This is a genomic window from Sphingomonas sp. M1A8_2b, from assembly GCF_053345535.1.
This window is the reverse complement of record NZ_JBKFAH010000003.1, coordinates 483,906-510,117: the sequence shown is the minus strand read 5'-3', so window position 1 is coordinate 510,117 and position 26,212 is coordinate 483,906. Positions and strand designations below refer to the sequence as shown.

Sequence of the window (26,212 nt, the reverse complement as noted above, 5' to 3'; positions counted from 1 at the left end):
GCGCCACGTTTCGTCCGGGCGTCGCGGCAACCAGCTAGGGTGGCATCGCGCCGCGTCGCGTGGCAGGACAGCACGATGGCCGATCCCACCTCCCGCGATACCGTCCCCCCGCACAAAGACCCGAGCGCCGCGGGTGGGTTCCTCGTCGCGCTGGGCATGCTGGGCGGCGCGGGGGTCGGCTTTGCGATCGGTCAGGCGACGCCGGGGTTCCTGATCGGGACCGGGGTCGGGGTCGTGGCGGCGGTGTTGGTGTGGCTGCGGGACCGGCGATAGGGTTCCGCAAGCATCGAGCAGTCATTCTTGCGGAGGCGGGAACCCATATGGGCAAACCTCGCAATCTATTCGATAACCTTTGAGCATATGGGTCCCCGCCTCCGCGGGGATGACGACGAGGTATGGGGTCTGGTGTAGGCGCATCCAGCGCGACCGGCTTGGGTCGGAGTTGATGGGGTCAGGCGAACGCGCCAACGACTGGATTACTTGGCACTTCCCTATCGCGGCTCGCGCATCTGCCAGACGACGCGGCCGATCACTGCGATCGGTCCGTCCGGGATCGGCCCTGCCCCCGGATTGTCGCTCGTCGCCACCAGCGTCCCGCCGGCCAGCGTTACGCGCTTCACCATCACCGCGTCGTCGATCCGGATCACGTAGACGCCGCCCCGCGCGCGCGGCGTCCGGTTCGCGGTGTCGATCACGATGTGATCGCCGTCGAACAGCCCCGGCTCCATCGACGTACCGCGGACGCGGATGATCGCCGCCTGCCCCTCCTTCAGCCCCAGCCGGCGCGCGAGGCCGGGATCAAGCGTGTCGGTGCCAAGCGCGATCTCGCCGTCGACCAGCGCGCCGGGCCCCGCCGAGGCCACGACGTCTAGCTTCGGAACGCGGAACCCCGCCGCGCGCTCCGGCGGCGCGCCGAGCACGGCTTCGCTTACCCCGAGATACTCGGACAGCAACCGCCGGTCGCGCTCCCCCAAAAGCCTGGGCGATCCGCGACGGACATATTGCTGGAGATAGGCCGGGTTGCGCCCGAGCATCGCTGACAGCGCCGCCAGACTGTCGCCACGCGCCGCCGCCAGCGTCGCCAGCGCGGCCCTCGGATCGGGATCGGATGCGATTTTCGCCATCGCCCGACCGTAGCGTAGGAAATTTCCTAGACAAGTAGGATTTGCCGGAACAGATCAGGAACACAGACCACGGACTTGGGTCGGGACCCGGGCCGGAACGCGAAAGGAGCGACCATGTCCGTTCTCATGAAGATCGATCGATATCTGCGGCAGACCGGCATGCCGACGAGCAAGTTCGGGCGGCTGGCGGTCGGCGATCCGCGGCTGGTCCACGACCTGCGCCGCGGCCGCCAGCCGCGCGAACCGATGGTGGCGCGGATCGAGTCGTTCATCGCGGCGGACGGGTCGTGAAGATGGACGCGCTGCGCGGCCCCGATGCCGGCACGCTGCTGATCCGCGCGCTGCGGGGCCAGGCTAGGCCGGCGAGCGTGACGATGCACGTCGAGTCGATCGCGTGCACGCCCTGGGCCAGCGCGACGTTCGTCGGCACGCAGCACCGCCTGACGATCGCCACCGACCCCGTACCCGGTCTTCGAGAGTGGATCGACGGCCTGCCCGACGCGACGTTCGCGATACGCGGGTATCTCGTCGCGGATCTCGTGGTCGACAGCATCGAGACGATCGGCGGCCGCGAGCATGTGACGATCGCGGTGCTGACGCTGATCGACGCGTAAACCGTTCGAGAGGGCTGGACTTTCGCTGGCCGAACCACGAAGTCGGCGGTCAACGAAGGAGATGACGATGGCCGGGATGGGCAAGTTCGACTGGGCGGATCCGTTTTTGCTCGATGACCAGTTGAGCGAAGACGAACGCATGATCCGCGACAGCGCGAAGGCCTATGCCGACGACAAGCTCGCGCCGCGGATCATCGACGCGTTCCAGCACGAGCATACCGATCCCGCGATTTTCCGCGAGATGGGCGCGCTGGGGTTGCTCGGGCCGACCATCCCCGAGGAATATGGCGGCGTCGGCGCATCCTATGTCGCCTACGGGCTGGTCGCGCGCGAGGTGGAGCGGATCGACTCAGGCTATCGCTCGATGATGTCGGTGCAGTCGAGCCTCGTGATGTACCCGATCAATGCGTTCGGGTCCGAGGAGCAGAAGCGGAAATACCTGCCCAAGCTCGCGACCGGCGAATGGATCGGCTGTTTCGGGCTGACCGAACCGGATGCGGGGTCGGATCCTGGCGGGATGACGACGCGGGCGAAAAAGACGGCCAACGGCTATGTGATCTCGGGCGCGAAGACGTGGATTTCGAACTCGCCGATCGCCGACGTGTTCGTGATCTGGGCGAAGTCCGACGAGCATGGCGGCGGCATCCGCGGCTTCATCCTCGAGCGCGGGATGAAGGGGCTGGAGACGCCGAAGATCGAGGGCAAGCTGTCGCTCCGCGCGTCGATCACGGGCATGGTGATGATGGACGAGGTCGAGGTCGGTGACGACGCGCTGCTCCCCGACGTGCAGGGGCTGAAGGGGCCGTTCGGCTGCCTCAATCGCGCGCGGTACGGGATTTCCTGGGGAGCGCTGGGCGCGGCGGAATTCTGTTTCCACGCGGCGCGGCAATATGGGCTGGACCGGAACCAGTTCGGGACGCCTTTGGCGGGGCGGCAGCTTTTCCAGAAGAAGCTGGCGGATATGGAGACCGAGATCGCGCTCGGGTTGCAGGCGTCGCTGCGCGTCGGGCGGTTGATGGACGAGGGGCGGTTCGCGCCGGAGATGGTCTCGATCGTGAAGCGGAACAACGTCGGCAAGGCGCTCGATATCGCGCGGATGTCTCGCGACATGCACGGCGGTAACGGCATTTCGGGGGAGTATCAGGTGATGCGCCACCTGATGAATCTGGAGACGGTCAACACGTACGAGGGCGCACATGACGTACATGCGTTGATTCTCGGGCGCGCGATCACGGGTATCGCTGCGTTTTGAGTTCAACCCCCACGTCCTACCACCCCGGCGAAGGCCGGGGCCCAATTGGGGAAAGCGTATTGGCTGACGCTGCGCGTTGTGCCTCCGACCTTTCCAATTGGGCCCCGGCCTTCGCCGGGGTGGTGTTCTAACGTGGAAAGCAAACCCTCCCCCCTCGCCGGCTTGAAGGTGGTCGAACTCGCGCGGATTCTTGCAGGGCCGTGGGCCGGGCAGGTTCTCGCCGATCTCGGTGCCGACGTGGTCAAGATCGAGAGCCCGGCTGGCGACGATACGCGCACCTGGGGCCCGCCGTTCATCGACAACCCCGACGGCACGCGTGACGCCGCGTATTTTCATGCTGCCAACCGAGGAAAGCGATCGGTCGTTGCCGACTTTACCACGCCGGAAGGACAAGCCGTCGTCCGCGACCTGATCGCCGACGCGGACGTCGTGATCGAGAACTTCAAGGTCGGCGGGCTGGCCAAATACGGGCTCGACTACGCCGCGCTCGCCGCGATCAATCCGCGTCTCGTCTATTGCTCGATCACCGGGTTCGGGCAGGACGGGCCCTACGCTCCTCGCGCGGGCTACGACTTCATCGTCCAGGGGATGAGCGGAATCATGGACCTGACCGGCGAGCCGGATGGCGCGCCGCTGAAGATCGGCGTTGCCTTCGCGGACATCATGACCGGGCTGTATTCGGTGATCGCGATCCAGGCGGCGCTGGCGATGCGTGAGCGCACCGGCCGGGGTCAGCAAATCGACATGGCGTTGCTCGATACGATGACCGGGGTGCTGGCGAACCAGGCGATGAACTGGTTTGCGAGCGGCGTGTCGCCGACGCGGGTCGGGAATGCGCATATGAATGTGTGTCCGTATGCGGTGTTTCCGTGCGCCGATGGGTGGTTCATCCTCGCAGTCGGGAATGACGGGCAGTTCGGGCGGTTCTGCGACGCGCTGGGTTTGCCCGAGATGCGCGACGATCCGCGGTTCGCGACCAATGCCGGAAGGCTGGCGTTCAAGGACGTATTGTTCGCAGGGATCGAGGCGGCGACGTCTCTGGTGCCTAAGCTCGAGTTGCTGGCGCGGCTGGGGGCGGTCGGGGTTCCGGCCGGGCCGATCAATACTGTCGCCCAGGCTTTCGACGATCCGCAGGTGATCGCGCGGGGGATGGCGATCGACGTGGCGCGGCCGGATGGGTCTTTGGTGCCGGGGCTGCGTACGCCGATCCGGTTTTCGGATGCCGACCTCGCGACCGGGCGGGCGGCACCGATGCTGCCCCGATCGTCATCCTGACGAAAGTCAGGATCCAGAGCCACTAGCGCGAACGTTTGTGGCTCTGGATCCTGGGTCGAGCCCAGGATGACGGAGTGGGTTAGGCCGCGACCTCCGCCACCGGCTTCCGCGCATACAACCCGTACGCCAGGATCAACGCGTAGCAGATCGCCGGGAGCAGCAGCGCAAAGTGCAGGCTGCCCGACTTGTCCGCGAGCATCCCCGTCAGATACGGGATGATCGCACCGCCGACGATCGCCGTGGCGATGACGCCCGAGCCCTCCGCCGCACGCTTGCCGAGACCCTCGGAAGCCAGCGAGAAGATCGTCGGGAACATCACCGCGTTCATCAGGCCGATCGCCAGCAGCGCCCAGCCCGACAAAGCGCCCTCGGTATTTGCCGAGATCAGGATCAGCGCCAGCGTGCCCGTTGCGACGCCGGCGAGGACCTTGCCCGGCGACACCTTGTTCAGCACATAGGCGCCGATGAACCGGCCGACCAGCGCGCCGCCCCAGTAGAACGGCACATGCTTGCCCGCCGCGACGTCGCTCAGGCCCATCACGCTCGGCTGCATCAGGTAATTGACGATCAGCGAGCCGACCGCGACTTCGGCACCGACGTACAGGAAGATGCACGCCGTCCCCATCGCGAAGCGGGGACGCTTGAGCAATGTGAACGCGTGGAAGATGCTGCCGGTCTGGTCCTGCTCCTCGTTGAGCCGGTTGCGACGGGTCCACACGACCGCGGCGACGATCAACAGCGCGATCGCGAGGCCAATATAGGTGTGCACGACCGTCCGCGACGACTCCGTGCGGTACGCGTCGAGCGCGGCGCCGGTGAGCGTCGAAGAATCCACGGTCGCCAGCCCGCCGAGGATCAGCGCGGAGCCGACATACGGGAAGATGGTCGTACCGAGCGAGTTGAACGCCTGCGCGAAGGTCAGCCGGCTCGACGCGGACTTGGGATGGCCGAGCGCGGAGATCAGCGGGTTGGCGACGACCTGCACCACGGTGATGCCAGCGCCGAGCACGAACAGCGCGAACAGGAACATGCCGAAGCTCGCCTGCCCGGCGGCGGGGATGAACAACAGGCAGCCTGCGGTCATCGTCACGAGCCCGATCGACGCGGTCCGCATGTAGCCGGCTTTGCGGACGATCGCGGCGGCGGGGATCGAGAACAGCGCATAGGCGAGGAAGAACGCCGACTGGACCAGCATCGCGGTCGCGTGGTCGAGCGTGAACAGCTCCTTCATCTTGGGGATGATGATGTCGTTCAGCGAGGTGATGCCGCCGAAGATGAAGAACAGCGCGAACACGAAAACGCGCAGGTCGGGCGCATCGTAGCCGTGGCTGGCATCGCCGCCGGCTGAGGCGGTGGATTTGGTATCGACGTGCATCGTGTTGCGCCCTCTCGCGGTATTATTCGCGCGACATAAGCCGGTGCGGCAGCGCGTGGCAATGCCGGTTGGTGCGATCCTGCCCGGCGCGCTAGGACGACGGGCATGAGCCGCTTCACCGTCAACAACGAGCCGATCGAATACAAGCTCGACGAGGATACCCCGCTGCTGTGGGCGTTGCGCGATGCGTCGAACCTGACGGGGACGAAATATGGCTGCGGCACCGGCCATTGCGGCGCGTGCACGGTCGATATCGATGGGCGCGCGATGCGGAGTTGCCGGGTGCCGATCGGCTCGATCGAGGGCGCGTACGTCACGACGATCGAGGGGCTCTCACGCGAGCGCAATCATCCGGTGCAACTGGCCTTCATCGCGGAGGCGGTGCCGCAATGCGGGTTCTGCATCCCGGGGATGATCATGGCGGCGGCGGCGTTGCTGAAGCGGAATGCCGACCCGAGCGAGGATGCGATCCGCGAACAGATCACCAACCTGTGCCGGTGCGGGGTGTATCCGCGCGTGATCGAGGCGGTGCAACGGGCCGGGCGGGCGATGCGCGGGGAAGAGGTGATACCGGCGGGGCCGCGGCCGGGGATCGATCCGGCGGACTCGGCGCGGCTGGTACCCGCGCTCGTGCCACCGCCGGCGCGGTAGCCTCCCCTCCCCCGGACCGACAAAGCTATATCCCACGAACCGTGTTCTCTCGCGAAGGCGGGAGAACAAGGTTGGCAGTGAACAGGTCAGGCAGGTTCCACCACCCCGGCGGAGGCCGGGGCCCAATTGGAACGTCCCGGGTGATGGAACGCACGCTTCGTGACCTCCCTTCCCCACTTGGGCCCCGGCCTTCGCCGGGGTGGTTGCTACGAGATTGGCAAGAGCGACTTGTCGGTGACTACGCCCAATCCGCCACCTAAACCTGTCTAATCACTGACGAACCCATTCAGCCTCACCACACTACCCGACGCCTAGAGCCGAGACATCATAGGAGCCGGCTCGTGCGCCGGCAGTCGAGGACGACGACGATGACGGGCAGGTTTCTCAAACTCTTGATGGCGGCCTCCGCCTTGGTACCGGCCACGATGATGGCGACCGCCGCCAGCGCGCAACAGGTCGACCAGGACCGCGGCGATCGTCGCGATCGCGCGCCGGATGACGCACAGGGTCAGGATCGCGGCCAGCGCCCCGACCGCGGACCGCGTCCGGACCGCCAGGCCTTCCAGCAACAGCGCCCCGATCGCCCTGCCGCGCCCGACCAGGGACAGCGCCCGCAACGCGCCGACCTCGGCGTACAGGCACAGATCCGTGGCGACGGCCCGGATGGTCGCGGCCGGCCCGACTGGAACGGCCAGCGTGGTAACGGCCAGGGGTGGAACGGCCAGGGGTGGAACGGACAGAACCGCCCCGGCCTGCAAGCCGGTCAGGATCGCGGCGACTGGAACCGCGGCCAGGGTCGTCCCGGGTTCGATCGCGGCAACCAGCAGGTGGATCGCGGCCAGTTCGACCGCAACGGACGCAATGCCGGTCGGGGCGACTGGCGGAACGACGGCCGGGGCGACAACCGCGGCGACTGGCGCAACGGAAGCCGCGAAGGCTATCAGAACCACCAACCCGACCGCGCATACGGCACTTTCCAAGGCTACGGCCGCGGTGGCTATAACCAGGGCCGATTCAACCAGGGCAGCGCGTGGAACCGCGGCTGGCGCAGCGACAACCGCTACGCCTGGAGCAACTACCGCGCGTCGAACCGCGGCGCCTATCGCCTCCCGCGCTATTATGCGCCGAGCGGTTGGGGCTCGGGCTATCGTCGCTTCGGCGTCGGCTTCTCGCTGAACCGGATCCTCTACAACCAGAATTACTGGATCCAGGACCCGTACACCTACCGCCTGCCCGAGGCGTACGGCCCGTATCGCTGGGTACGCTATTACAACGACGCGTTGCTGGTCGATCTCGACAGCGGTCGCGTGGTCGACACGGTGTACGACATCTTCTGGTAGGCTTTGGCGACTGACGAAAACCCTCCCCCGCCAGGGGGAGGTGGCAGGCGGCAGCCTGACGGAGGGGGAGGACAAGACAAACCGCCGTTGCGTATCCTCCCCCTCCGTCACCTTCGGCGACACCCCCCCCTGCCGGGGGAGGATATGCGGGCCCCTTGCGTTTCGGGGCCAGTTCGCCAAATCCTGCGGCGTGGGTATCTTTTCAAAAGCCAAGAAAGTCGATCCGGCCGCGGCACTTCGCCAAGCCTTCGGATCGCAGGTCGCTGCGCGCCTCGATGCCAATCCCGCGGTGCAGCGCATCGCGATGGACACGGTGCAATTCTATTACCAGCCCGACTTCCTCGATCCGCCGACCTGCAAGCGGCTGATCGCGATGATCGATTCGAAGCGGCGACCATCGACGCTGCTCTCGGATCGCCCGAACAGCAATTTCCGGACCAGCGAGAGCTGCGACATGGATCGCTGGTCGCCCGACGTGCAACCGACCGACGAGGCGATCGCGACCTTGCTCGGGATCGACCTGCCGCACGGCGAAACGATGCAGGGCCAGCGCTACGCCCCCGGCCAGCAATTCCGCGCGCACCACGACTATTTCCACGAGTCCGAGAGCTATTGGGCCAAGATGCAGGAGCAAGGCGGCCAGCGCACCTGGACTGCGATGGTGTTCCTCAACGACGTGCCCGAAGGCGGCGCAACGTGGTTTCCGCAGGCCGGCGTGAAGATCGCGCCGAAGCGCGGCATGCTGCTCGCGTGGAACAACATGAACCCGGACGGGAGCCCGAACGGGCTGACGCTGCACGAGGGCATGCCGGTGGTCGAGGGCGTGAAGTATATCGTGACGAAGTGGTTCCGCGAGCGTCCCTGGATCAAGTGAGGCGAGGCGAGTAGACTGCCAGCTCGCAGCTCCCCCGTCGCGGAGCCCCCCGGCGCGGATTCCCCCCGTTCGTCCTGAGTAGCCATCGAGTAGCTGCAACGCAGCGTATCGAGACGGCGTATCGAAGGACAGGTTGGCGCGCGGAACCCTGCCTCGATACGCGCCCTCGATACGCTTCTACGAAGCTACTCGGTCGCTACTCAGCACGAACGGGGGTGTCGGGGACTTCGCCCTCGTTGAGCCTCCGCCCTACCAACGACGCCCCCCTCACGTCATCCTGACGAAAGTCAGGATCCAGAGCCATGAGCGCCCGTCTCCCGTAATTCTGGATCCTGACTTTCGTCAGGATGACGGTACGAGCAACCGCCCTGCCCCCTCCCCGCTCGACAATCCCCCCGCAACCACTACGTCCGAGGCATGACAGTTCTCGGCGTAACCTCTTCGATCCTCGGCCAACCCTGGCGCTGGCGCGCACTCGCTGCTGACGGCCGGGATGGCTTTACCGGCGACGACCTCGTCACCCAGCTCCTCCTCGCCCGGGGCTGCCCCCGCGACGCGCTCGACGCGCACCGCATGCCCTCGATCCGCGCGTTCATGCCCGACCCGTCGATCTTCCGCGACATGGACCGCGCCGCCGAGCGCCTCGCCGACGCCGTGCAAGCCGGCGAACAGGTCGCGATCTTCGGCGATTACGACGTCGACGGCGCCACCTCCGCCGCGCTGATGGTCCTCGTCCTGCGCGATCTCGGCATCGAAGCCCGCCCCTACATCCCCGACCGCCTGCTCGAAGGCTATGGCCCATCAGGCGAAGCGCTCGTCCGCCTCGCCGACGAAGGTGCCACGCTGATCGTCACGGTCGACTGCGGCGCGCAGGCGTTCGACGCGCTCGACGCCGCCCGCGACGCGCAGGTCGACGTAATCGTCATCGACCACCACAAATGCTCGACCGCGCTCCCGCACGCGCTCGCGCTGGTAAACCCCAACCGCCTCGACGAGACCGAAGGCGCCGCGCACGGCCACCTCGCCGCAGTCGGCATGTGCTTCCTCGCCGCCGCCGCGCTCGTCCGCACGCTCCGCGCCCGCGGTTTCTTCAAGGATCGCGCCGAGCCGAAGCTGATCGACCTGCTCGACATCGTCGCGCTCGGCACCGTCGCCGACGTCGCACAACTCCGCGGCCTCAACCGCGCGTTCGTCTCGCAGGGCCTCAAGGTCATGGGCGCGCGCAAGAACATCGGCGTCGCCGCGCTGATCGAGGCGTCGCGTCTGACCCGCAACCCGACCTGCACCGACCTGGGCTTCGCGCTGGGCCCGCGGATCAACGCCGGCGGCCGCGTCGGTCGCGCCGATCTCGGCGTGCGGCTGCTCACCACGCAGGACCCCGACGAAGCGCGCGCGATCGCCACCGAACTCGACCGCCTCAACGAGGAACGTCGCGCGATCGAAACCGCCGTCCAAGAGGCCGCCGACCTGCTCTCCAGCCGCGACCGCGCCGTCGCGGTCGTCGCTGGACACGGCTGGCACCCCGGCGTGATCGGCATCGTCGCCGGCCGCCTGAAAGAGAAGCTCGGCCGCCCGGCAATCGTCATCGCGATCGACGAGCACGGCGTCGGCAAGGGGTCGGGCCGCTCGATCCCCGGCGTCGACCTCGGCGCAGCGATCATGGCCGCGCGCGAACACGGCCTGCTCGTCGCGGGCGGAGGTCACGCGATGGCCGCCGGCCTGACGATCGGCGAGGCCGCGATCCCCGCCTTCGCCGATTTCCTCGAAGAGCGCCTCGCCGCCGCCGTCGAACGCTCCAACGGCGACCGCGCGCTCCTGCTCGACGCAGTGCTCGCAGCCGGCGGCGTAAATCCCGGCCTCGTCGAATCAATGGAAGCCGGCGGCCCCTACGGCATGGGCTGGCCCGCACCGAGAGTGGCGATGGGTCCGGTCCGCGTGATCAAGGCGGACGTCGTCGGCAACGGCCATGTCCGCACGATCGTCGCCGGCGACGACGGCCGCAGCATCAAGGCGATGGCCTTCCGGTCGGCTGAGAGCGCGCTCGGCCAGGCGTTGCTCGGCGCCGCCCCCCACCGCAAACTCTGGCTGGCCGGCCGTGCGAAGATCGACGACTGGTCCTCGCGCCCGTCGGCCGAGCTTCATGTCGAGGATGCGGCATGGGCGGACTAAATTGTTGCACCGAAACGCTTGACGCCCCGCCCCCTTCCCCTTAGTCGGCCTCCACCACGCAGGCCCCTTCGTCTAGCGGTTAGGACGCGGCCCTTTCACGGCTGAAGCACGGGTTCGATTCCCGTAGGGGTCACCATCTCGTCGCCAAGTGGCGGAGATTGGCGGAACATCAATAAAATCAACGCTTCGTTAGGCGCCCGGTGCTACAGAAGGGTGCTACAAATGGGGCGTCGCATGTCGCATTCCGTCAAGCGCGGCAAATCGCGTTTCGAACAATTTCGAATGATCGTTCCCGAGGATGTCCGGGAGGTCATCGGCAAAACGGCGTGGACGGAGTCGCTCCGCACCACTGACCCGTTCGTGGCGCGTGAAAAGCGCGCCGAGCTGATTATCCGGTGCACGGCAGAGATCAGACAGGCGCGGGAGGGGATCGTCGACCGGGCAAAGGCCGACGCTATCGTGCTTCTCGACCGCGCGTTCAGTTTGCTGGCTCAGGCCCGAGGGACGATGGACCGCGCAGTTCAGCTACCGCTACAGTTGCTGGGGAGCTTCGTTCTCGACTCATGGGTCGGGACGGGGAGGGACATGGGCGCACAATGGTGGGGTGACTTCCTTGTCCGCGAGCCCGTGACCTCCGATGAGGCCATCCCTTCTTTCGACAACGAGCGCGAGCGCGCGATGTATCGCCTGCGAGCCAGTCTGGTTGAGGGTCGCGGCATCGCTGATGGCTTGGTTTACCAGGAACTTGCCGCCATCCTTTTAGATCGGCGAGTGTTCCACCCTATCTGGTGCGTGGTGAGCTACATGCGCTCGCTTGAGCCTCGGCTGCCCCTCGCACCGGACGCGACCTACGAAGTCGTAGCCGAAGCCTTCCTCCGTCGACTGGCAGAATACCGATTTGAAAGCTGGCCGGAAAATGTTGCCGATGCGCTGGCACCGCTTGGCCGGGGGGCGGCTCCGGTCCCTACTTCCAGACCACAACCTGCCCCAGTCGACATGCGCTATCAGGGCCTTCTGGCGATGCGCTTGTCAGAGGGGCTACAATACTGGATCGACCAGCGTCGGCCCGGCCAGTCGGCAGTCAACGAAGCTCGCCGTGGTGTAGCCCGTTACATCGCACTGTTTGGCGATGTAATCATCGGCACCATTAACCGAGCGCAAGTGATTGAATTTCGCAATCTCATTGCAGACATTCCTCCTCAAACCGAACTCGCCAAGCTCACCGCTAAAGGCCAAACGCTTCGCTCGGTCATCGACCAGGCACGCGAAGAGCGGCAAACTTGGGAGAAAAGCGACCGACAGATGCCAGAGCCGGGCCGGCTGGCACCGGGTTCGGTTAAAAAGGATGTTGGTTCAATCAGCCAGATTCTCGGCGCGGTCCAGTCCGATCTCGGCGAAGGAACGAACGTGGCCGCACGTATTCAGATCGCTGGGTACACCAAAAACCGGCAGGGCCAGCAGCGACCTCACCTCCCTTTCACACCCGCAATGATGCAGCGGCTGTTCGACAGCCCCTTGTTCACCGGGTGCGCCGGGATCAGCGACATAGATCGGACCCAGCCTGGACCGCACGTGTTTCAGGACGAACTGTATTGGTGCCTACTGTTCGGCGTCGTCGGCGGGCCGCGGCTGGGGGAGATAGGCCAGCTAGCCCTCGACAACGTCCATGACTGTGACCTGCATCGCACGTTCGGAGGCGACATAACGGGAAACTGCACATTTCTGCACATTACGGGAACCGGTTCGGGGCAAAAGACCAAGAACGAGGCGTCCGAACGCTACGTCGTACTTCACGAAAAACTCATCGAGCTCGGCTTTCTCAGTTATGTAGAAGGCCGTCGCAAGACGGGCAAGACGCGACTGTTTGATCTCAAAGCTACCAAAGGTGCATCGCTGACTAAGGGGTTAAGCCAACGTCTTAACAGGTATCTTGACAGAGTAGTTACTGATGATCCTCGCTTTGTTTTTCACTCCACTCGGCACGAGTTTACCGACCGCGCCGACCTTAGCCAGATGCCGACTCGAGTTGCTAACAGCATCAAGGGACATGCGAACCTGACTGAGGGCGAGAAATACGGGCTTGTTTCTATCCAGCTCCAGCATGTTCATCTCAAGAACCTCAAGGTCGGTTTCATCGACTGGCCACGCTTGATCGCGGCGGCACGGGCCCGCGACTCGTCGAGCTAACACCCTTGGTCGGTCAATTGTAGACGTAAGTCGTGTGTCAATCGGCGTCCAAAAAGGACCCCGTATCGGCGTCCAAAAGAGACCCCCTTCGTTGGGCGGCGTGACGGTAGCGGACGCGCCGTTCGCGCTGGTTGCGGCGTAGGGCGGGCGTAGCCCGACCGGAGGCGTAACCAGCGCGAAGCGTTCCTCTGTCGGGTTCCCGAGGGCTAGCTGCGGTGCTTGAAGCGCCAGCTGTCGTTGCCGGTTTCGACGATGTCGCAGTGGTGCGTAATGCGGTCGAGCAGCGCGGTGGTCATCTTGGGGTCGCCGAAGACAGTCGGCCATTCGCCAAAGGCAAGGTTCGTAGTGACGATGACCGAGGTCCGCTCGTAGAGCTTGCTGACCAGGTGGAAGAGCAGCTGGCCGCCCGAGCGGGCGAACGGCAGATAACCAAGCTCGTCGAGCACCACGACCTCAAGGCGTGACAGCTGAGCTGCAAGCGCGCCGGCCTTGCCGAGGCGAGTTTCCTCCTCGAGCCGGTTCACCAGGTCGACCGTGTTGAAGTAGCGACCGCGGGCGCCGTTTCGCACGACGTTGGCGGTAATGGCGCTGGCGAGGTGCGTCTTGCCGGTGCCCGTACCACCGACGAGCACGATATTGCGCTGGCCGGCCAAGAAGGAGCCGCTGTGCAGCGAGCGCACCAGGCCTTCGTTGATGGGCGTGCCGTCAAATACGAAGGCGTCAAGGTCCTTCACCGCCGGCAGCTTGGCGGCTGACATCCGGTAGCGGACCGACGCTGCATGGCGATGGGCCGTCTCTGCCCGCAGCAGGTCGGTCAGGATTTCCATCGTCATACGCTTGCGCTGCAGGCCGGTGGTGACCGCCTCGTCGAAGGCACCAGCCATGCCCTTGAGCCCTAACTCGGCCATCGCCGTCATCATCTCATGCCGCTGCATGGAAACCTCGCAGGCTGTCGTAGCGACCGCAGTCGGCACGAGGTGGATGGCGCAGCGCCAGGTCCTCGGGTGTGGCGATGGCCAACGGTCGTGGCGGCTCGCGCCGACGGGCGAGGATGTTGAGAATGACGTCGTCGCTGGTAATACCGGCCAGCAATGCTTCACGGACGGCCGCCTCGACGAGATCGAGCCCGTCGTCGAGCACCGCTGCAAGCACGCGCACGAACCGCCGGTCTGCATCATCGCCAGCGCCGAGCTTACGCCGCAGTCGTGACAGCGCAGGCGGCAACTCCCAGTCCTGGAATGGCGCGCCGTTACGCAAGGCGCCGGGCTTGGTCACGAGCACCGGCAGGTAGTGCCACGGGTCGTAGATGGTGCGGTCGCGACCAAAGAACCGAGGATGGTCGGCGAGTACCTCACCGCCGAGGCGCACGACGATGCGCGTAGCATAGGCACGCACCTGAACCGTGCGCCGCACTGCTTTGGCCGAGACGGCATAGCGGTTGCGGTCGAAGCTTATCAGGCACGTGCCGCTCACCGCATGCTCGCTCTCGTAGAACCCGTCGAAGGGCGCGGCGACCTGCTGGAGCACACCGCGCTCGGCAGCCCATGCCTGGGCAACCGTCAGTTCCTTTTGCTCAGGGTGCTGGTGCAGGTCGGCCCAGCGGCAACATTCCGCCTCCAGCCAGCCGTTCAGCTCCTGGAGGCTGACAAAGCGCAGGCGCGGTTGGAAGAACCGACCGCGCGCCGTCTGGACCTGGTTTTCGACCTGGCCTTTCTCCCAGCCGGCTGCCGGCGAGCATGCGGTCGGCTCGACCATGTAGTGGTTCGCCATGACCAGAAAACGCCGGTTGAAAACCCGTTCCTTGCCTGTGAACACGCTCGTCACGGCAGTCTTCATGTTGCCGTAGATGCCCCGCGTCGGCACGCCACCGAAGAAGGCGAATGCCCGCGCATGGGCGTCGAACAGCATTTCCTGCGTCTCGCGCGGATAGGCTCGCACGTACATCACCCGCGATGCGCACAGCCGCACATGCGCAACCTTCACCCGCATCGGCTTGCCCGCGATCTCGACGTCTTCGTGGCTCCAGTCGAACTGGTAGGCCTCGCCCGGCCGGAACAGCAGCGGGATGAACGCTGGCGCGTCCATTACGTCGCGACGCCGAGCCTGCCGCCAGCGGGTAGCGTAGCGGCGCACCGCGTCGTACGAGCCGTCGAACCCCTCGCGCAGCAGCAGATCGTGGACACGCGTAATGCGCAGCTTCTCGCGCCGCGGTCGTGCCTCATCCTCTTCCAACAGCGCATCGAGCCGCATCTGAAACGGCCCCAATTTTGGCAACGGCTGTACTTCTCGCCGGTACTTGGTGTCCGCCTCCGGCGCCCGGATCGCCCTGCGCACGACACCGCGTGACAAATGCAGGTCCCGCATTATCGCCTTGATGGCTTTGCCCGACGCGTGCTCGCGCCGGATCCTCAATACCGTCTCCAATACCAACATCCCGATCTCGCCGCCTGACATCTGCCAAGCGGACAGCCTTAGACCAACGGAATGAGGGGTCCTTTTTCGACGCCGATCACCCCGCTACCGGGGTCCTTTTTCCACGCCGATCCACAGTAAGTCGTGGGCGGCATCGTGGATACGATGTGATCCTAAAGAGGATCAAATATGCAACGATAGATTATAGCAGCGTAAATCAACTTTATCGTTGCTCGGAGCAAGCGCCTACCAATAGCGATGTCGGAGCCGATCCGCCTGATCAGCGAAGGTCGCCATATTCGACCGTCGGCTTTATCCTAAGCGTCATTGGCGGAGCAGCGACTTGCCGCTCCGCCTTTTTAAGCCTTACAGACCAGCACGCGCGCGGGAGCAGGCGCGAACAACGTCAGCCGCAGCGCGCTCGAGGCCGGCCGCTCGATCGGTCCAGCGGTCGAACGGTGCGATGAGCGACACCCAGATCCCGTCGGGGCCAACGGTGAGAAACAGGTCCTGGTGCTGTGGCACGAGGTGGAGTTGCCCGTCCATGTCGCGGAAGAGACTGAGGTCGGGAACAAGGATCGGCCCAGCTGTCGACCTCAGGGCGACATCGACCCGCACCGGGTCGAGCGTCTCTGGGCTGAAACCGTGACGCACGAGGAGCGTATCACGATGCTTAGCCGAGCGCAGCAGCGCCTCATCAAAAACGCGGACGCTGACCGGGGTGGCGGCCAGCACGACGTTATGATCCAGGCTCTCGAGGGCGCCGGCGGGCAAGCCGGTGTTGCCGCCGAGTGGGTAGTAGGTTTCGCCGCCGAGCGCGGCGAGGAAATAGTCGAGCAATGCGTTCGACGTGGACGGCAGCGGTTCGTGGAGCATGCGGTGCATGACGGTAGACCTTCTTTTGGCGTGATCCCCGAACCGACTGGTTCGGATCAAGCCCGTTCGCTTTTCATCGCGCTTCCCGGGCTTCGCCTGCCTGTCCTGCCGATCCCTTACCCTTTCCGCGGTCGCGGCAGCGTGCAGCGATCCCTGCCGTTCCATCCGGTCAGATCGCCGAGAAGGGCGTAGCCCCAGCGGTCGAGCAGACGGGCGCTGTCCGCCACTGTAAGCGGGCCAGCTTCGCCACCTACGCCAGGACAATAGGAGTGCATCATGGTCACCAAAGCGTGGCCATCGGCGTCAAGCTGCTGCCGCTGCCACCACTGACCGAGCACGGCAGAACTGAGCAGCAGCATGGCGGCGAAGCGGAACACCATGGGTGGATTGCGCACGATCATCGTCTTTTCTCCATCGGGCTTGTTGCCCCATCGAGATCATCCAGCGTCTGGCCACCGGGATCCGGATGCCGGTGGTGCCGATTGCCGGAGGCGCTCGGAACCCTCACCTTCACGCCTCCGGCCTGCGACGCCATGCCTCGCAGAAGTCGAGCCATCGCTCGGCCCAGGCGCCATGCTCGCTTTCGGCAAGGTCCGGATGCAGCTGAGCCCATCCGCACGCATTATGGATACGGCTGAGCACGACGATGTGAGCGTGCGGCGCTTCCGCGGCGAGTTGATCACCGGGCGCGTGCAGCACGGCAAGGCTGGTGAGCTGCCTCGCCCGTGCCAGATGCAGCATGGCCCAGGTGGTCACCTTGTCGAACTGATCGTGCAGCGGTTCACCGCGAACGAATGGCAGCGTCAGGACAGCAGCGAGCAGCCGCTGATGCTCGGGCACCGCCGCATCATAATCGGCAAACAGCCGTTCGAGCGACACCGGGTCTGCGACACCCGGCGCGAGCAGCAGCCGGTGATCGCGGGCGGTCGTCGGCATACCGCAGCGGGTATGCGGGCTGGTCGGTCCGGGCTCGATCGGGTTCATCTTGGCGAAGGCAAGCCGCGACACACTGCGCTCCTGCCCCTTGGAGCGGGGACGCAGTAGACCGTAACCGAGCCCCGTCACGCCCGGCTGGCGCACATCGAACATCATGTCCGACGCCTCGCTGGGACTGGCCCAAACCTGGAGCTGGCTCATATCAGCGTTCCACCATCAAGGCCGCAAGCGCGTCGGCGCCGAGCGCGAATCCCTCGTCGCGATCCTCGTCGCTGCTCCACGGTGGCACCTCGCAACCGCGCAGCCCTACGCTGAAGAGCGCAAAGACGGTGTCGTCTGGGTGATTGGGGACGAAATGCGCCGGTGCCCCTGCTCCGAGCCACAGCCTGGCAGGCGCCGACCAGAACCGGCGATGTCCATGCAAACCGATCGTGAAGCGGACACTCGCTGTATCGGCGCCATCTGCTCGCGCCACCAGCGCGTCGCAGCCGAACGCCGCCATCACCTCGCCCACCGCGGCGATATCGCTGCTGTTCGACACGGTGGAGGGCACGAGTACCAGCCGTGCAGCGCGCGAGTGAAGATAGTTGCCGACCGACGGCATCGGCATTGACGTGTCGAGATCATGCTCGAAACGTAACCCGGCTAGGCGAGCAACCATCAGCGCCGCCGCGATCGCAGCAGCCTCGGTAGAATAATGCGTCATCTTCTTGGTCTCTTAAGGAAGCAAGCGCGCGGGCTGTTCGCGTCGTCTTGCCAGGGATCGTTTCACCTTCCGGTTCAGCCGAAAGGCTCTCCCCCCCCCTCTGCAATCTTTCTTCGTCTTGCCGGCCCCGTACATTACGCTCACGAAGGCAAGCGGATGTGGTCTTGGCTAGTTAGCCTGCCTCTCCTGAGCTCGGCTCATCTGCCAGCAAGCGGGACGAGGCGCGATAATCTTGCCCTTACGAACCGAATAACGATTGAACGAGTTTCGGCGGGTAGGTGGACGCGTATGTCCAGGGTTTCAGGCGTAAAGGCGTTTGCTCTCATGTCAGAGCAAGTTATCAACTTCAAACTTACAGGCCGGCACCGCCTCGCAAGTGGGGATACGGCACCACAGGCTGGAACGCAGATCGGCATCGGTGCAAACACGGGCTCTCGCTTGAAGATTGCACGACGTGCAGACGATCACGGTTGCCACCCCGGCACGAGCGACATGAGCCGCATCACCTCGACATGGTTGATCGCCTTGCAGCCGAGCAACGGTTCCAGGTCGGCCATGGCAAGGTGGCGCAACTCGGGCCGGGCGAACGGAGGCGTTCGCATCGTGTATAGGCATTCGATGATCTCGATCACTGACCACCCGCGGACATTCACTTCTATGACGCGCAACTGCTCAAAAGTGAGAATCGTCTCTCTGTCGGTCAGCACGTTGCCATTTAGACCGGACTGTCGCAACCACAGCCCCAGCGTCGTCGTCCAGTAATGCGGCAGGGCAAGCCGTCGGCCGCCCTTCACAGCGCCGCCAGCTCGATCTGAGCGCGCTCGCGCGCAGTGTCGATGAAGCCAAGTCTCTCTAGGCATTCAACATCGGTGATGGTCACACGCGCCTTGATTGGCTCAGCGCCGTGTACAGTTTTCGCGATCGGGCGGTCGACCGGTATACTGATGCGTCCTTCCGGCAGCGTGACGATACTACTCAGACCTGACTGGTTCTCGTGTTGCTCGCGCACGACGTAGAGTTTGCCCATAAGTCCTCCAGCGTCGCGGGGACCGAGGCGGACTGCCTTTTCTCCTCCCCATCACGACACGAAGGGGCGACCTCCCTACCCGAAATTCCCGGCTGGTCCGAAATGCCCAGCATGCGTTTCCCGCCCCATAAAGACGATCACCGTCACTGCGGCACCGTCGTTCCCGCTCTGCGCCAGCACGCATGAACGAGCGCAAAAAACCCGACAACGCGGGTGAACGAGATCGTGGCATTTTGGACTGGAAACGGGTTTGGGCGAACGCTGGTCGACACTGCTGAGCCGTATGCGGTCGAATAGTCCGAATGTTATCGCTTCAGCGGGCACGCCCATGCCCGCCATGGATACTCGGGCGACGATGGACGCTATCTCTCTTCAAGCCGGCTTGCGGGTTGATCTTTCCCAGTCCGCCTTCCGGAGATACTGTCGTAGCAGTATCAGAGGACCTGGAGGCGCCGCCTCCACAGCGGCCGCAGGCCGCCGCGCGCGCACGCGCCGCCAAAGCAAAAGTGGGTGCCCCAGTTTTGCGGTATTGCGCCAACTGCCTTGTCACGGACAAACTGACTTGTTGTCACGCGTGATCTCGTTTTTTGTCATGCCATTTCTGACTTGTTGTCCTTCGTTCTTACGATCTGCTTTCCTCCTTCATCATCAAAATGGGAGCGATTGACATCGTTCATACGTTCATACTGTGGACTTCTAGATCTGGTGCCAGGCATGTTAAAATTATCCCTAGATGAGCTGTTCGGTCCGGACATAGTCGCTGCGCTTCAGGCACAATGGTCGAGCGAGCCCGACGCTGCTTCTGCACAGGCGGAAGCAGCAGTCCGCGCAATCGTGAAGCCGCAAGGTGCTCGGGAGGAATTTCTATCCAGGCTCGTTCGAGCACTTGTGGGTCCTGAACCTGACGGGCTTGCCTGGATGGAAGCTCTGACAAAGGGCAGTTTCGAGTTGCGAGACAACGTTACCTACTCAATCGGTCGAGTGGGAGAGAGCCCCTCCAAGTTCATAGACCGGCAGCGTAAGCGCATCCTTGAGCTCGCCGATCATCAAAAGGCGCGAGATCGACGAACAGATTACGAGAACGCCTACAACGATGCTCTACGACTGGTAGTGGCGAGCTCCCTCCTCACGCAGCTTCGCACCAGCGTCGCCGCGAAGGCTGCAATCGGTGCGGGCTGGCCCTTGATGGCAGGCGTCAAGGAGCACCTGACCGAAGGCGAAAAACGGGCGCTGTTCTGGTTTGGCAATGATGAGAAGTTGCAGACGGATCTAGCAAACAGCGCTCGAACCACGCTCGCCGCCTTTGTCGCTGCTAATCCGGATGTCACGGTTCCACGCAAGGCTGATTATGACCAGACTCTTCCTCCCGGTGCCGATATCAACGCTTTCTTCGCGCCAAAGCAAGCGGCTGCTTTTTCTACCCAGCTCGGTAAGAAAACACGACGGGCGATGTCGTTACAGGTGCCGGACTTCGTCAAGGAGACATCTTCGTTGAATGAGGCCGATCAATTCCGGGCACGGTTCAAAGCCAGAATGCTGCTGGGGCTCTCGGAGGCGGGATCCGGATCTTATGCCTTTGCAATGGCGATGCGCTCTGAGCGGCGATACGCGCTTCGCGACCGCTGGCTTGACGCAGAATCAGACATAATGCCTGAGAACTTTCATGTGCAGGCCGCGATTTGGAATCACATCCAAGATGGCGGTTTTCTGCCGCCAGCTACACCAATCGAGTTTATCCACTATGTGGAAGAAGACGCGTGCCACGCTTTCCACACGCTTTATGAGGGATGGTTTGGCTTAGAAGAGTGGAATAAGGCCGGTTTCTTTAACTTTAAGCCAGATCCCACGGGCCTTAGGTCCCTCGAGTTCTAGTTTCTCTAATGCTAACTTTTTCATTTTAAGACTTATAATCCGCAAGGTGCGGGTTTATCAGCAGCTGGCACTTTTGATAATAATCGGTTCCCTAAAACTCTTTTTGCGAACGCAAGTCTGTCAGCGCAAAACCCTCCCTTCACCCGCGCGCTGGGGCGCTCGTTGATTAGTGCCGCGACAGCAGCGATATCGTCAGGCGTAAGGGCCGCGAAGTCATCTCGCTCGATATCGTGTTCATCGTTGCGACGCGGCTTTGCCGTCCGTCCGCCTGTTCGACCGTCTGCCACTAGGTCAACCGCCGGCGGTCGACCGAATTGCGGCTCAGCGCCCCCCCCCGCGGGGAGCGCCAGCCGCTCGACCTTGAGCAAGGCTTCCAGACGCACGCAGAACGCCTCCACGCTGCCGCGCACCATTACACTCCATCGGATAATCCCGTGCGACGAAAGGAACACGCGCCCGGTATTGCCGCGAAGACCGACTGTCAGCCACAGCCGACCACCAGAGCTGGGCGGAGAGATGCAGTTTTCGCCTTTTAACTGAGCTTGCGAACGTAAGTTTCAATCTTGAAGTTTCCCTGCCCCTCGCTCACGCACCCGGCCGCCTACGATGTCAGGTGGCCGCATGCGGGTCCTCCGTGTGCCGCCGATGGTGTTCGTAAGTCCTGCGGCGCTGTCGCAGTTTCCTTGGTTGTGGATTATTGACAGATCGATCAACCTGAAGGGCGTTGCTGTGAACCGAGCCGCAAATCACGTTGCCAAGTGACGTTCTGTCGCGTCATGATAATCAAAATATGATCCTTAATGGGGTTAGAATTTGATCGAACAACTGAAATTGGCTCGACGATCGGCTGGCTGGTCGCAGCGGACCTTGGCGGAGCGGATCGGAGTCGATGCGCAGACTATCAAACGGCTGGAGAACGGCGTCGGATCGATGCCGACCTTGATCGCCGTCATGACCGTGCTCGATTTTCGTCTGACCGGACTTGGTCCCGGCAAGACACTTGCCGAACAACTTCGTGCCCGGAGACGCAGACGATCCATGTCGTTGGATGAAGCAGGCTCGCGAGCAGGCCTGTCGCGAGCCACCGTTGCCAGCCTTGAGCGGGGCGGCGGCACGGTTGCAACCTTCTTGCGTCTTCTGGCAGTGATCGCGCCTGGCGCTCGGCGCCGGGCGTTGGAACGATCCTATTGGGGCCAGGGCGACAAGGATGACCGGGACAGTCGATTTACGCCGCCGGACTTCATGGCGAACATTTACGCGGCGTTCGGCAAGATCGACCTTGATCCGTGTGGCCACCGCCTCAGTCCTGTCGTCGCGAAGCGTCGTATCCTGCTGAACGAAGGCGGCGATGGGCTCGTCGATGAGTGGTCAGGCACGACGGTCTTCGTCAATCCGCCATTCTCGGAACTGCTAAAGTGGCTGCGGCGAGCCTATCTCGAATGGCAGGCCGGCAGAGTGAAAACCGTCATCTGCCTTGTCCCTGTCCGAACGGACTCGCCATGGTTTCACGATACTCTGAGTCCAGACGCCGATATTTATCTTCTTCGAGGACGCGTCAGATTTCTCGACTCACGAGGAAAGGGCCAGCATACGCCGTTCTCGCTGATGATACTGACGCTAGGTGCATCTGCTGAACAAAAAGCTCGTCTTGCGGCGCAGATGCCAGGATTTTGGATGGTCCGCAGTGACGCTACAGTTGACGCGGTAGATGATCGGCGTCCCAGTAGCTAACACTCGGTTTTCACCACTGGCTACCGCCTAGCAGATTCCTGTTCAAGTCGATCTAGGGGCGGCATGGATGACCGCCCTTGGATTGATGCCGCATCGATCAGATTCAGGCAGTCTGCCCGCCATCAACATTTAGTATCGCTCCGGTGACGTGACGAGACGCCGGACTTGCTAGAAATACGACGGTATCGGCCACATCTTCCGATTGACGGAAAACCCGACTTCCGAGGTTGTCGCGCACTTTCTCAATCCGACAGGGTATTTCGCACAATGGTGCGAACATGGAGCACCTACGCCACCGCCCGCGCCGCCATTCTTCAAAATGTGCAGTGTGCTGAGTCGACAAACATGTGTTTTCCGACAGCGCGAAAGACAGTAGGCGCTCAACTTCGGTCGGTCTGTTTTCGCCCATAATCGGTCATTCCGACGATGCGGCGGCTTTCCCGCAATCTGCCTATCGTTCAGCTTTTAGTGCGCTAAGAAACGGAGAGCGTGCGGATCTCACCGCTGCGCTGCCATCCCTTTGAGGTGCGAATATAGCGAACCTCTAATTCCGCGCCGCAAAGGCCTGTGCACGAAAATCCGAAATGGACGACGGCACTTTTAGAGTCGCTACTGATTTTTGGAACACCCACAGAATAGATGAAGGCTTCTCGAACGTGTTGGCCGGGAGCAGGCGCATGCACTGCGGCTCGCGATCGGGCATCATCATCTGCAATCGGATAGCTTTTGGGAAGTTCGCTCTTGAGCTTAGGGCACACCGTCAGCAGATCAGGGCGATTTGCATCAGCACCGGCATAGTAAGTATCAATTTCTTCGTTGCTGTTGACCTTTAATAGATCGTGAATGGCGATGCTTCCAATTTTGCAGACGACCGTCGAATTTGCCAAGCTTGGAGAGGCGGCTGTCAGCATGAGGCCGATCAAAAAAGCAGTCATCTGCTATCTCCCGCTACGTCGTTGAGGCAAATGCGCGGTGGAAATGGAAGCCGGTTATCATCTGCTTTCATCGAACCTCGCCTAAAAGTAGCCGGGCCGCAATCCTCTCCAAAGCGGTCGTCATGTAACGATAACGATGGCCACGCCTGCGATCGACAGTATGACGCTCAGCGTTGTAAGCCATCGAACTTTTCGCTAGTCCACGGCGGTGCTGGCGAAGTGCACCGCGCCGAGCAGCAGGGCCGTGCTGAGAAGCACGATAACGCTGCCTAGGAGATCGCCTTGGGCTTCGGTCATCTGGTCATCCACGACGCTGTCCTGATGATCGGTCAGCAGCGCTTCCCTATCATAGGCATGACGGGCGGTTAAAAAACGCCCAGTTGTAGACGTTACGCATCCGAGTATCGTGCCCCTACGGAGGCGAGTCACATGGGACGTTTGTTATCGATGGCGGTGGGAACGGCGCTGATAGCACTGCCGCCGTCGCCGCTCAGTGCTCAAAACAATCCTAGCTTTTTTGCTGTCTTCAGTATTCGAGCGACCACAGGAGGTTATTACCTCAGTACGGTTTCTCCCAAAGGAGATCGGATCAACGCGACGTGTCAGTTAATTCGCAAAGGTGCATGGGACTTTGCCGTAGAGGTCTATCCCGCCGGTCATACGACTGTGAAATCCGGGGCATCACCGGCCCTTAGGCTATCCGAAACGTGGTCATACCCACTCCGGGCTCAGGGCGGCAGTTATTTCGTTTGGACTGCCCCCAACCCCGCGGCGTTTGCGTTATTCCTACGACGGGTGAGCGGTATGGGATGGGGCCAGAACTTCGTGTCCCGTGAGCTCAACATCGACTTTCAGAGTCACGGATCAGACGACGCCGGGACAATCGCCGCTTTTGCGCACCTTTGCCGCCTGCCGGGCGTCTTACCCAACGCCTACTGACCCCGCACACCCAAACGTCCGCTTTCCTGCCCATCTCGGTGATTCCGCGTTCGTAGCATCTTGTCGAGGAACCAGCCGTGTGAGACGCTGTAACCCTGCAATCCAGGAGCTAGACATGAAGAACCCGCTACCTGCCGCTCGTCATCGTCCCCGCGATCATGCCGGCGGTGCTTATGCCGGTATTGGTGAGCCAGCATGTGCCGGACAATCTGATCGGCGGGGCAATGGGGGTTTCAATCGGTTTGGCGATTGTAGGCCTCGTTCGGATGAAAAGAGGCGGTGGTCGCTGCGCTACGACTAACTGACACTACCGCGGGGTTCGGCACACCCGGTAGCAATTCCCATTTCTCGATGCTTTTCGAGAAAGACCGCAGCGTCTGGCAGCGCCCGCTAACGCCATTTGCCCTTCATAGCGGACTGGCCGCTTTCCTTTCCCATATCGGCCATTCTGCTAACGCCCATACCTTGCCGTTCCCAAAGCGGTGCAACTACCCAGAAAGCCGACGTTGATTAATGCGCATTCCTAGCCCATCGGCGTGAGCCCGTGTGGCTGGTTTAAGTGGGGACGGATGAATGGATGGCGATTTGCAGGCGGCGCTGCTTCCCGGGGAGCGAGTCCTTTGGAAGGGGAAGCCGCATACCGGCTTAATCATTCGCCCAATCGAGCTTTTCCTAATCCCGTTCAGTCTTCTGTGGGGCGGTTTTATTATTTTTTGGAATGTCAGCGTCTGGTCTACGGACCAAGCCACAGGCGACCTACCTTTTAAACTATTTGGAATTCCGTTTCTATTGGCAGGCCTGTACATGACGTTTGGTCGATTCCTGATCGACATTCGGCTGCGAATACATTTACGATATGCGGTTACTGATAAGCGGGTTCTTATCTACAAAAATCGCGGTAGCTCGATTAAATCGGTCGACATCAAGCGATTGCCGTCCATTGATCTCGACCAACGACCGGACGGGTCCGGGACTATACGGTTTGGCGCAGCGACGAGTTTGTTTGATGGCCGGAATTTCGGCATTTGGCAGCCGACGTTCGATGCAACGCCTCAATTTTTGCGGATAGAAAACGTTCGCTCGGTGTATGAATTAATTCAAAAACAAACCGACGGGTAACGCCCAATTGCAGACGTTACCGCCCGGTGCCATGATCGCGGGATGAACACTGAACGCCTCATCGCTAGCCAGCGAAAGGGAGTGAACTTCGTCTTCGCGGCGTTCGCGATCCTCGTATCGGTAATGTGGGGAGCAACCCTCTGCGATTGGGCCTTTGATCTCGGCTGGGGATGGGACAGACAGATACTCTGGCTCGCGCCACCGATGATGCTCTTTGCCGTCGTTCTTCGCTTCGTTTCTATGGCGATATTTCGCTTTGTCGGCGGTGATCCGAACGGCAGCTAACCTGCCCATCCCGGCCATTCCGCTGACGCCCACTTGCAGTCATAGAGCACTTGCGGGATGCTGCCCGGATGAAGCCATGGAATATGACTGTCGGGATAGCCATTGGATCGGTGATCGGGGCTTTCCTCTGGTGGGGTAGCTATGTTCCAAGCGAGGGCGTGTTTCAGAACCCGCAGCTTGTTATCGTCCCTGCCGCCATTGGAATTCTGATCGTCGACGTGCGGAACAGGCGAAAGCAGGTCGGCCAGTACGATCCCAAAGTCATCGCTCGGAATAAGCGTGGGAGGATGTAAGAGAGGGCAATAACCTCTAATGCCGCCCGAAAGCCGCTTGTCCCCTTTCCTTCCCGTCTCGGACATTCCCGAAACTCGTTCCTCGCGAGAATGCGGGTTCGTAAGAGATCGCCCAAACGCCGACATTCAGCGCTGCTTACGACTTGCCTATAACCGGTCGTTCATTCAACCGCACCCGGCAGAAGCGGTCGGGCCGCTATCCTCCCCAGCGTCGTGACCG

At 62.7% G+C, this 26,212-nt stretch carries 26 protein-coding genes and 1 tRNA gene; 15 read left to right on the top strand and 12 right to left on the bottom strand.

Annotated elements, in window-relative coordinates:
* Positions 1–39: 39 nt before the first annotated feature.
* Positions 40–273 carry a hypothetical protein gene (locus ACLBWL_RS14745; protein ID WP_447794268.1) on the top strand — a complete coding sequence of 78 codons (234 nt, stop codon included), beginning with the start codon at positions 40–42 and terminating at the stop codon, positions 271–273.
* Between the two features lie 218 nt (positions 274–491).
* Here the strand turns inward: ACLBWL_RS14745 and ACLBWL_RS14740 are convergent, their stop codons facing one another.
* Positions 492–1,124: a S24 family peptidase gene (locus tag ACLBWL_RS14740; protein WP_447794266.1), complete on the bottom strand. Its 633-nt coding sequence runs from the start codon at positions 1,122–1,124 to the stop codon at positions 492–494.
* A 114-nt stretch (positions 1,125–1,238) separates the two neighbouring features.
* Between ACLBWL_RS14740 and ACLBWL_RS14735 the strand changes: the two genes are divergently transcribed.
* From ACLBWL_RS14735 to ACLBWL_RS14720, 4 genes are all read left to right on the top strand, one after another.
* Positions 1,239–1,415, top strand: coding sequence for a hypothetical protein (locus tag ACLBWL_RS14735; RefSeq protein WP_447794264.1), 177 nt, complete (start codon positions 1,239–1,241; stop codon positions 1,413–1,415).
* Complete coding sequence (locus ACLBWL_RS14730) at positions 1,412–1,738, top strand: hypothetical protein (protein ID WP_447794262.1); 327 nt, start codon at positions 1,412–1,414, stop codon at positions 1,736–1,738. The genes ACLBWL_RS14735 and ACLBWL_RS14730 overlap by 4 nt, the downstream gene beginning before the upstream one ends.
* 67 nt (positions 1,739–1,805) lie before the next feature.
* Entirely contained in the window at positions 1,806–2,990 is a 1,185-nt protein-coding gene (locus ACLBWL_RS14725; protein WP_056055772.1) for an acyl-CoA dehydrogenase, read from the top strand.
* Positions 2,991–3,122: 132 nt separating this feature from the next.
* Positions 3,123–4,265 (top strand): CaiB/BaiF CoA transferase family protein, encoded by a 1,143-nt coding sequence (locus ACLBWL_RS14720; RefSeq protein WP_447794260.1) that lies wholly within the window; start codon positions 3,123–3,125, stop codon positions 4,263–4,265.
* Between the two features lie 79 nt (positions 4,266–4,344).
* On the opposite strand, the gene ACLBWL_RS14715 is transcribed toward ACLBWL_RS14720, so the two are convergent.
* The gene (locus ACLBWL_RS14715) at positions 4,345–5,640 is read right to left on the bottom strand and encodes a sugar MFS transporter (RefSeq protein WP_447794258.1); all 1,296 of its coding nucleotides are present in this window, start codon (positions 5,638–5,640) and stop codon (positions 4,345–4,347) included.
* 105 nt (positions 5,641–5,745) lie between these two features.
* Between ACLBWL_RS14715 and ACLBWL_RS14710 the strand changes: the two genes are divergently transcribed.
* The 6 genes from ACLBWL_RS14710 to ACLBWL_RS14685 all read left to right on the top strand — a co-directional run bounded on the left by ACLBWL_RS14710 (position 5,746) and on the right by ACLBWL_RS14685 (position 12,861).
* The gene (locus ACLBWL_RS14710; protein ID WP_447794257.1) at positions 5,746–6,291 is read left to right on the top strand and encodes a (2Fe-2S)-binding protein; all 546 of its coding nucleotides are present in this window, start codon (positions 5,746–5,748) and stop codon (positions 6,289–6,291) included.
* Between the two features lie 368 nt (positions 6,292–6,659).
* Entirely contained in the window at positions 6,660–7,631 is a 972-nt protein-coding gene (locus tag ACLBWL_RS14705; RefSeq protein WP_447794256.1) for an RcnB family protein, read from the top strand.
* Between the two features lie 190 nt (positions 7,632–7,821).
* Positions 7,822–8,505 (top strand): prolyl hydroxylase family protein, encoded by a 684-nt coding sequence (locus ACLBWL_RS14700; RefSeq protein WP_447794255.1) that lies wholly within the window; start codon positions 7,822–7,824, stop codon positions 8,503–8,505.
* A gap of 417 nt (positions 8,506–8,922) precedes the next feature.
* Positions 8,923–10,674, top strand: coding sequence for a single-stranded-DNA-specific exonuclease RecJ (gene recJ, locus ACLBWL_RS14695; RefSeq protein ID WP_447794254.1), 1,752 nt, complete (start codon positions 8,923–8,925; stop codon positions 10,672–10,674).
* A gap of 61 nt (positions 10,675–10,735) precedes the next feature.
* Positions 10,736–10,810, top strand: a tRNA-Glu gene (locus ACLBWL_RS14690).
* A 98-nt stretch (positions 10,811–10,908) separates the two neighbouring features.
* Positions 10,909–12,861: a DUF6538 domain-containing protein gene (locus ACLBWL_RS14685; RefSeq protein ID WP_447794253.1), complete on the top strand. Its 1,953-nt coding sequence runs from the start codon at positions 10,909–10,911 to the stop codon at positions 12,859–12,861.
* A 206-nt stretch (positions 12,862–13,067) separates the two neighbouring features.
* Here the strand turns inward: ACLBWL_RS14685 and istB are convergent, their stop codons facing one another.
* The 8 genes from istB to ACLBWL_RS14645 all read right to left on the bottom strand — a co-directional run bounded on the left by istB (position 13,068) and on the right by ACLBWL_RS14645 (position 18,818).
* Positions 13,068–13,796, bottom strand: a complete 729-nt coding sequence (gene istB / locus ACLBWL_RS14680; protein WP_133032303.1) for an IS21-like element helper ATPase IstB — start codon at positions 13,794–13,796, stop codon at positions 13,068–13,070.
* Positions 13,783–15,294: an IS21 family transposase gene (gene istA / locus ACLBWL_RS14675; protein ID WP_447794250.1), complete on the bottom strand. Its 1,512-nt coding sequence runs from the start codon at positions 15,292–15,294 to the stop codon at positions 13,783–13,785. Before istA ends, istB begins: the two co-directional genes overlap by 14 nt.
* Positions 15,295–15,639: 345 nt before the next feature.
* Complete coding sequence (locus tag ACLBWL_RS14670) at positions 15,640–16,158, bottom strand: hypothetical protein (protein WP_447794249.1); 519 nt, start codon at positions 16,156–16,158, stop codon at positions 15,640–15,642.
* Positions 16,159–16,265: 107 nt separating this feature from the next.
* Positions 16,266–16,550, bottom strand: a complete 285-nt coding sequence (locus ACLBWL_RS14665; RefSeq protein WP_447794247.1) for a hypothetical protein — start codon at positions 16,548–16,550, stop codon at positions 16,266–16,268.
* A 109-nt stretch (positions 16,551–16,659) separates the two neighbouring features.
* Entirely contained in the window at positions 16,660–17,241 is a 582-nt protein-coding gene (locus ACLBWL_RS14660; RefSeq protein WP_447794245.1) for a hypothetical protein, read from the bottom strand.
* Between the two features lie 46 nt (positions 17,242–17,287).
* On the bottom strand, positions 17,288–17,791 hold the full coding sequence (locus ACLBWL_RS14655; RefSeq protein WP_447794243.1) for a hypothetical protein: 504 nt from the start codon (positions 17,789–17,791) through the stop codon (positions 17,288–17,290).
* Positions 17,792–18,255: 464 nt separating this feature from the next.
* Positions 18,256–18,585, bottom strand: a complete 330-nt coding sequence (locus ACLBWL_RS14650; protein WP_447794242.1) for a hypothetical protein — start codon at positions 18,583–18,585, stop codon at positions 18,256–18,258.
* Complete coding sequence (locus tag ACLBWL_RS14645; RefSeq protein ID WP_447794240.1) at positions 18,582–18,818, bottom strand: hypothetical protein; 237 nt, start codon at positions 18,816–18,818, stop codon at positions 18,582–18,584. Before ACLBWL_RS14645 ends, ACLBWL_RS14650 begins: the two co-directional genes overlap by 4 nt.
* Before the next feature lie 714 nt (positions 18,819–19,532).
* Between ACLBWL_RS14645 and ACLBWL_RS14640 the strand changes: the two genes are divergently transcribed.
* Positions 19,533–20,690: a hypothetical protein gene (locus ACLBWL_RS14640; protein WP_447794238.1), complete on the top strand. Its 1,158-nt coding sequence runs from the start codon at positions 19,533–19,535 to the stop codon at positions 20,688–20,690.
* A gap of 813 nt (positions 20,691–21,503) precedes the next feature.
* Positions 21,504–22,421, top strand: coding sequence for a DNA N-6-adenine-methyltransferase (locus ACLBWL_RS14635; RefSeq protein WP_447794236.1), 918 nt, complete (start codon positions 21,504–21,506; stop codon positions 22,419–22,421).
* A 103-nt stretch (positions 22,422–22,524) separates the two neighbouring features.
* On the opposite strand, the gene ACLBWL_RS14630 is transcribed toward ACLBWL_RS14635, so the two are convergent.
* Both ACLBWL_RS14630 and ACLBWL_RS14625 read right to left on the bottom strand, forming a co-directional pair.
* On the bottom strand, positions 22,525–22,701 hold the full coding sequence (locus ACLBWL_RS14630; RefSeq protein WP_447794234.1) for an SDR family oxidoreductase: 177 nt from the start codon (positions 22,699–22,701) through the stop codon (positions 22,525–22,527).
* A gap of 193 nt (positions 22,702–22,894) precedes the next feature.
* The gene (locus tag ACLBWL_RS14625; RefSeq protein ID WP_156359200.1) at positions 22,895–23,356 is read right to left on the bottom strand and encodes a hypothetical protein; all 462 of its coding nucleotides are present in this window, start codon (positions 23,354–23,356) and stop codon (positions 22,895–22,897) included.
* Between the two features lie 1,512 nt (positions 23,357–24,868).
* Here ACLBWL_RS14625 and ACLBWL_RS14620 point away from each other — a divergent pair.
* Together ACLBWL_RS14620 and ACLBWL_RS14615 are read left to right on the top strand one after the other, a co-directional pair.
* Positions 24,869–25,414: a hypothetical protein gene (locus ACLBWL_RS14620; protein ID WP_447794232.1), complete on the top strand. Its 546-nt coding sequence runs from the start codon at positions 24,869–24,871 to the stop codon at positions 25,412–25,414.
* Between the two features lie 42 nt (positions 25,415–25,456).
* Positions 25,457–25,699: a hypothetical protein gene (locus tag ACLBWL_RS14615; protein ID WP_447794230.1), complete on the top strand. Its 243-nt coding sequence runs from the start codon at positions 25,457–25,459 to the stop codon at positions 25,697–25,699.
* The last annotated feature ends 513 nt before the right edge of the window (positions 25,700–26,212 follow it).